Source organism: Enterococcus viikkiensis (assembly GCF_005405345.1).
Lineage (GTDB): Bacteria > Bacillota > Bacilli > Lactobacillales > Enterococcaceae > Enterococcus_A > Enterococcus_A viikkiensis.
Genome location: NZ_BJDW01000007.1, coordinates 64810 through 71099, shown reverse-complemented (window position 1 = coordinate 71099; position 6290 = coordinate 64810). Strand labels below are relative to the sequence as shown.

Sequence of the window (6290 nt, the reverse complement as noted above, 5' to 3'; positions counted from 1 at the left end):
GTCACTTTAACGGGAGTAAATATTTATCTGTTTATGACAATAAAGGCGTTTGGCAAGGATATTTAAATGAAGAAGGAACCAAAGACGGTTCTGCTTATGTTTTACTAGATGCGCCATACATCAGTCAAAATAGTTCTGGCTTTCCGATGGGTTGCGAGGCTGCATCGCTGTTGCAAGCATTACAACTAAAGGGAGCTGCTAAAAATTATAATTTGAGAAACTTCATTAAGGAGATGCCGTTATCTTCTAGTAATAATCCTAACAATGGTTTTGCGGGTAGGCCGGATAGGATTAAACCAGATATTTACCAATCCATTTTTGCCAAACCACTGGCACAATGGGGGACTAAATACGGAAAGGCAGCAGACATCACGGGTGCTTCTGTCAATACTTTAAAGGATGAATTACGTAAAGGAAATTCGGTAGTTGTCTATGTTACATTGAATTACGCGGCACCACAATACGGAAAATATTGGTGGGGTACGGGAATCGATAATGCCCATATCGTAACCCTAGATGGATTCAACCAATCAAATAAAATGTATCATATTTCTGATCCCAATGAGGGAAAGTATTGGGTATCAGCTGTTCGATTCGAAGCTAGCTATAATTTACGTAGGTCCGCTGTTGTAGTGAGGTAACTTCGTAGTAATATTTTTAGACAATGAGATAATGTACTGGAAACTCTTAATGATTAATAGAAAGCTCAATTATGTTTGTATTAAGGATTTCTTCTGGCACGATGTTTAGTTGAAAAAGAAGGATGTATGACTAAATTTTGTCATACATCCTTCTTTAGCTTTAAAGTTGTTGACATAAGAAAGCATGTTAAGAATTGTTCATTTCTTTTTAGTAGACACTGATTAGTTCTGTAAAATAAATAGAAGAAAAAAGCGAATGCTGGAATGATGAATGAAGAAAGCACCTTCATCCTTTGTATTCTAACAACACTATATATGGTGTTGTTTTTTTTCATAACACTAAAAATACACAAAATCTAGTCTTTACTTCAAAAAAAATTAGGAGTACTATAATCAAGAATTTGAAAGAATAATTTTAGTGAGAAGGGATGGGTGAAACGATGTTATTGATCGCTGGTACGATCGGTGCCGGGAAAAGCAGTTTGACAGATATGTTGTCACAGGAAATGAATTCGAAGCCATTTTACGAAAATGTGGATGATAACGAAGTTCTGCCGCTGTTTTACTCGAATCCGGAAAAATATACGTTTCTATTACAAATTTTCTTTTTAAATAAACGCTTTTTGGCGATGAAAGACGCCTTGAAGCAGGCGGATAATGTGTTGGATCGTTCGATCTATGAAGATAGCCTGCTCTTTCATTTGAACGCCGATCTTGGACGGGTCAGTCAAGAGGAAGTGTTGCAATACGATAATCTCCTGGATACGATGTTGAAGGAACTGGAGTTGATGACCCCAAAAAAACGTCCGGATCTATTGGTTCATATCAAAGTATCTTTTGATGTGATGCTGGAACGGATTGAAAAACGCGGGCGAGAGTATGAACAAATCTCGGCCAAGCCGGAGCTGTATGACTATTATAAAATGGTGAATGATCGCTATGAAGAGTGGTACGACAACTTTGATCGTTGTCCCAAGATTCAAATTGATGGGGATCGCTATGATTTTGTTGCGGATCCGCAAGCGGCGGAATTGGTGATCCAACAAATCAAAGAAGAAACAGACAAGTTGAATCAAGCGGGATTGAAAGAATCAAGTTATTATTCAAACAGAAATATTGAAAAAGGGATTTTTTAGTATTTCTCTTTTTATGAAATTTAAAAGAACGATCGTTGTTTTAGAAGGAGCTAATTATGTTCAATTATTCCAAATTTTTATTGCATCAACTAAAAGGCTGGCCACAGCAAAATTATTATTTATTTTTCTTTAGTCTAGGCTGTCAGATTATGACCTTAGTCAATCAGCCAATCAATTTACTGACAGTGGTTACTTTTATCGGAACTACTTTAGGTGTGCTATGTATTCTTTCTATCAATGCTGCGAAATCAGTGAACGGTGTATTAGGGATTATCTCCGCAATTTGTTTTATCTATGTTGGTTTTTCAGCAAAAAACTATTTAAGTATCGGCGAACAGATCGCTTACATGATCACATTGGATATTCCGGTTCTATTAAGTAAAGAATGGAATCGCAATATGGCCTCAAAAATTCGTAAATTTACTGGAAAAACATGGATCGTCGCTATTATTTGTACAGTTCTGATGTACTTTGTTTCGGGTTATTTGATCCAACGCTTCACGGATGATCCTCGGCCTTGGATCGACGCCATCGCTTTTTCGATCAGTCTAAGTGCAGGCATTATCAGCTTCTTACGTTATAACAATCAATATTATTGGTGGCTGGCGTCTGGGCTGGCACAAATGGTTCTTTGGTACATTTCATTTACCCACGGCTCTGCTAGTCTGGCGATGTTCGTCAACAGCTCGGTCTATCTGATCAATGATGTTTTGGCTTTTACCGTTTCACCTTGGTACAATAAAAAAGAACGGGCAAGAATGCAGAAGATGGAAGACGAATATTATCGTTTGAGTCATTAATTTATAAACGAAGCCTAACGCTTGATGGTTAGGCTTTTTTTACAACCAATATAGTTGACAGAGTAAACTATAAGGTTTATGCTCTGCTTAGTTGATAAAGTAAACTACTATGAAAGGACGTGAGATTTAATGGATACCCACGATGTCAGACGGTTTAATCGCTATTACACAAGGATCATGGGTGTTTTTGATCAAACAGTCTTTGATTTAAACTATTCCATGATTGAAATGCGGATCTTGGGGGAAATCGGGCGCCATCCTAGTATCACTGCCAACACGCTGACCAAATATTTAAACATCAAAAAAAGCTATTTAAGTCGTAAATTGAGTAAATTAGAACGCGAACACTATGTTTTCAAAGAAAAAAATCCCGAAGACAGCCGCAGTATGTGCCTTTATTTGACCGAGACAGGTCAGAAATTGAATGAATATGTGGAAGAACAGTCGGATAAAAAAGTGATTGAGCTCTTAGATCCATTGGATAAGGAAGATTTTGAAGCATTAGTGGCGGCGATGACGACTGTCGAGAAAATTTTGTATAAAGTTGTTCCCAATGAATTAGAAGGTGACGAAGAACAGGAGTGAGTGGAAATGTCAGAAGTAACGATCATTCCCTTTGAAGAGCAGTATACTTCACAGGTAGTTGAGTTGATTTTACCGATCCAACAGGAAGAATTTGGGATCGATATCAGTATCGAAGACCAGCCAGATTTATTAAACATTAAAAAGGAATACATCGAGACCGGCGGTAATTTCTGGATTGCGTTGGTAGAGGGAAAAGTTGTAGGATCGATCGCTTTAGTTGCCCTGCAAAATCATAATGGTGCTATTAAAAAAATGTTCGCGGCTAAAGAATATCGGGGAGAAAAACAGGTCGGTAAAAAATTATTAGACACATTGATTTCCTATTGTAAGGACCACGGATATGAACGGTTATACTTAGGAACTGTCGATGTCTTGAAAGCCGCGCAAAAATTTTATAAGAAGAATGGCTTTGAGCTATGGGAAAAAGCAGAAATGCCTCAAGACTATCATTTGATGGATGTGGATACGGTCTTTTTTAAGAAGGAATTGGCGTAGGAGTAGATCAAAATTCAAATACGAACAGAAGAAGACGGCGAGCGGTCTTCTTTTTGTTATACTGAATAAATAAGGACTGTATGAAGGAGTTTTTGTGATGATAGAAGAGAACGAGGCGCCGCTGATTTTTTCTCATGTGGCAGCACAAGGCAAGCCAATGCATATGCAGGCAGAAACAGTCGGCTGCCCATTTTGTGATTACCAAGAGACCGAGAATATTTTGAAGCAGGAAGGTGACTTTCTGTGGATCAAAAATAAATTTCCAACGCTGAATCATACCAATCAAACGTTGATTATTGAAAGCAAGGACCATAACGGTGATATTTCCATCTATAAACAGCAAGAAAATCGCGATTTGATCCGTTTCGCTTTACATTGTTGGCAGCAGATGAAAGCTGATCCCCGTTATCGTTCGGTCTTGTTTTATAAAAATCATGGTCCTCTGTCTGGTGGCTCCTTGAAGCATCCACATATGCAGATCGTCGGCTTGGAAGAAATGGATGGTGAGCGAAATGTTCAAGCGAAGAATTTTGTAGGGATTAAAGTCTTAGAGGAAGCCGGTCTGACGATTAATTTCTCCAAATTTCCGACAATGGGTTTTTTAGAGATCAATTTGCTGATGGAATTAGGACAAGATACGGATGCTTTTGCAGATTATTTGCAAAAAATTGTTGCGTTTGTCTTAAATCGTTATCACCACGGCCGTTGTGACAGTTTTAATCTTTTTTTCTTTGAGCAAGCAGGAAAACGAATTGCTAAAATTGTGCCTCGCTTTGTCGATTCGCCTTATTTTGTAGGCTATCGTTTGGCTCAGAATTTTAGTGATGCACATTTGGCAACGATCGGTGAAGAATTTCGAACTTTTTTGCGGGGAAAAGCGGAATAGGATGATTGTGTAAGCGGATTAATTAAATGAAATCTTTCTAAAAATTATGTTATTTAGTGAGGAACCCTGTATGCTGAATAGTAAGCAGTACAATTTCAGAAAAAGCAGGTGTATTGATGAAAAAACATCCATTAGAAGGCAAGATAGCAACAGTAAAATTTGATTCCGGGTTAGAATTTCGGCTGGATTTCTTAGCGGATCATAAAATGCGCTGGACCTCGACGCGGAAAGTCGATGCCGGGGCTACCGATGTCGAAACGATTCACATTGAGTCTTATCCTGGCGGGATTTTTTCGATTGATTGGGTCGAGGAATCTGGTTTGTGTGTCTCCTATACATTAGACACGGTCAATCATTTCGTGAAAAGCTTTATGACTTTTACAGATGACAGTTACCGTGGTGGTCGGAGACCCTTTATCCATGAAGGGCCGTTCCAGTTTATTTTAGAAAATGGCGAGCCGGACTTAGCAGTAGTATAGAGGTAACGCAGCTTACATTCATTGTAAGCTGTTTTTTTGTAGTTCATTCGGTGGAATAGAACGTTTAACAAAAATAGTCAAACGCTAAAGTTGAGCATTCATTTTTTTGAGGCGGTTCGTTCTTCAAGCATTTCATTTTCCTTCTTAAAATAATCATGTTACGGTAATTTTATCAAGTGATAAGTGGAGGTTTTAATTATGTTTTTGGCAATCAATGAAATTCGCCATTCAAAATTACGTTATACCCTCGTTATGGGTGTGATGTTTTTGATCGCGTATCTAGTATTCTTTCTTACGGGGCTAGCATATGGGCTGGCACAAGACAATCGGACAGCGGTAGATAAGTGGAACGCGGATAATATTTTGTTGAAAGAAGAGGCGAACAACAATTTAAATATGTCCATGATTCCGGTGAAAACCTTTGATGACGTGAAGGCGGATGAAAAAGCTTATCTTGCTCAAACAGCAGGTGTCATAAAAGGTGATGGCGGGGAAAAAATTGATGTCAGCTTTTTTGGGATCGACAAAGATCAATTTTTAGCACCGAAGCTCGCTGAAGGAAAAATGTTTTCTAACGATGACGAAGCCGTAGCCGATAGCACCTTGAAGGATCAATACCAGATCAAAATCGGCGAGAGGGTCAAAATGGCGGGGAATGATAAAACGTTGAAAATCGTCGGCTTTACCGACAATGCGAAATTCAATGTGGCACCGGTGCTCTACACTACGATCGGCGCTTACCAAGAGATTCGCTTTGAAGCGCAGAAGGAGACGGAAAATACTCGAATTAATGCGATTATTACTCGGGGGAAGGTCCAAACGGTTCCTGACGATCTAGAAAAGACCAGTATCAACTCTTTTATTAATGAATTGCCGGGATACAGCGCACAAGTCCTGACCTTCGGCTTTATGATCGGTTTTCTGATTGTGATCCCGGCAATCGTGATTGGCATTTTTATTTATGTACTAACGATGCAAAAATCAGAAATTTTTGGTGTCATGAAAGCACAAGGAATTTCCAGTCGCTACATTTCTTCCTCGGTAATCGCTCAGACCTTTTTACTGGCGACCGTCGGTGTTAGTATCGGTTTGCTTGCGACATTAGGTACCGCGCTGGTTCTGCCGGATGCTGTACCATTCCAAGTTAACGGGGTCTTTTTTGTGGGAATCAGTGTCTTGATGATCCTAGTGGCTTTGATCGGCGCCTTTTTCTCTGTACGGACGATTGTGAGGATCGATCCGCTGAAAGCGATTGGTTAATATTGTAA

8 protein-coding genes are annotated in these 6290 nt (G+C 39.1%); all 8 read left to right on the top strand.

What is annotated here, in order from left to right:
* A partial coding sequence (locus FFM67_RS05565) for a C39 family peptidase (protein WP_174784463.1) occupies positions 1-641 on the top strand: 641 nt, incomplete at its 5' end.
* A 428-nt stretch (positions 642-1069) separates the two neighbouring features.
* Positions 1070-1777, top strand: a complete 708-nt coding sequence (locus tag FFM67_RS05560; RefSeq protein WP_137613590.1) for a deoxynucleoside kinase — start codon at positions 1070-1072, stop codon at positions 1775-1777.
* Positions 1778-1833: 56 nt separating this feature from the next.
* Positions 1834-2577: a nicotinamide riboside transporter PnuC gene (gene pnuC / locus FFM67_RS05555; RefSeq protein WP_137613589.1), complete on the top strand. Its 744-nt coding sequence runs from the start codon at positions 1834-1836 to the stop codon at positions 2575-2577.
* A 129-nt stretch (positions 2578-2706) separates the two neighbouring features.
* Positions 2707-3162 (top strand): MarR family winged helix-turn-helix transcriptional regulator, encoded by a 456-nt coding sequence (locus FFM67_RS05550; RefSeq protein ID WP_137613588.1) that lies wholly within the window; start codon positions 2707-2709, stop codon positions 3160-3162.
* A gap of 6 nt (positions 3163-3168) precedes the next feature.
* Positions 3169-3657, top strand: a complete 489-nt coding sequence (locus FFM67_RS05545) for a GNAT family N-acetyltransferase (protein WP_137613587.1) — start codon at positions 3169-3171, stop codon at positions 3655-3657.
* 97 nt (positions 3658-3754) lie between these two features.
* Complete coding sequence (locus FFM67_RS05540; protein WP_137613586.1) at positions 3755-4543, top strand: DUF4931 domain-containing protein; 789 nt, start codon at positions 3755-3757, stop codon at positions 4541-4543.
* 116 nt (positions 4544-4659) lie between these two features.
* Positions 4660-5022: a MoaF-related domain-containing protein gene (locus FFM67_RS05535; protein ID WP_137613585.1), complete on the top strand. Its 363-nt coding sequence runs from the start codon at positions 4660-4662 to the stop codon at positions 5020-5022.
* 198 nt (positions 5023-5220) lie between these two features.
* A complete protein-coding gene (locus FFM67_RS05530; protein WP_137613584.1) occupies positions 5221-6282 on the top strand; it encodes an ABC transporter permease in 1062 nt (353 codons plus the stop codon).
* The last annotated feature ends 8 nt before the right edge of the window (positions 6283-6290 follow it).

Coding starts and splice junctions, on each gene's coding strand:
- FFM67_RS05550 (WP_137613588.1), top strand. CDS start 2,707: ATGGATACCCACGATGTCAGACGGTTTAATCGCTATTACACAAGGATC.
- pnuC (WP_137613589.1), top strand. CDS start 1,834: ATGTTCAATTATTCCAAATTTTTATTGCATCAACTAAAAGGCTGGCCA.
- FFM67_RS05560 (WP_137613590.1), top strand. CDS start 1,070: ATGGGTGAAACGATGTTATTGATCGCTGGTACGATCGGTGCCGGGAAA.
- FFM67_RS05545 (WP_137613587.1), top strand. CDS start 3,169: ATGTCAGAAGTAACGATCATTCCCTTTGAAGAGCAGTATACTTCACAG.
- FFM67_RS05530 (WP_137613584.1), top strand. CDS start 5,221: ATGTTTTTGGCAATCAATGAAATTCGCCATTCAAAATTACGTTATACC.
- FFM67_RS05540 (WP_137613586.1), top strand. CDS start 3,755: ATGATAGAAGAGAACGAGGCGCCGCTGATTTTTTCTCATGTGGCAGCA.
- FFM67_RS05535 (WP_137613585.1), top strand. CDS start 4,660: ATGAAAAAACATCCATTAGAAGGCAAGATAGCAACAGTAAAATTTGAT.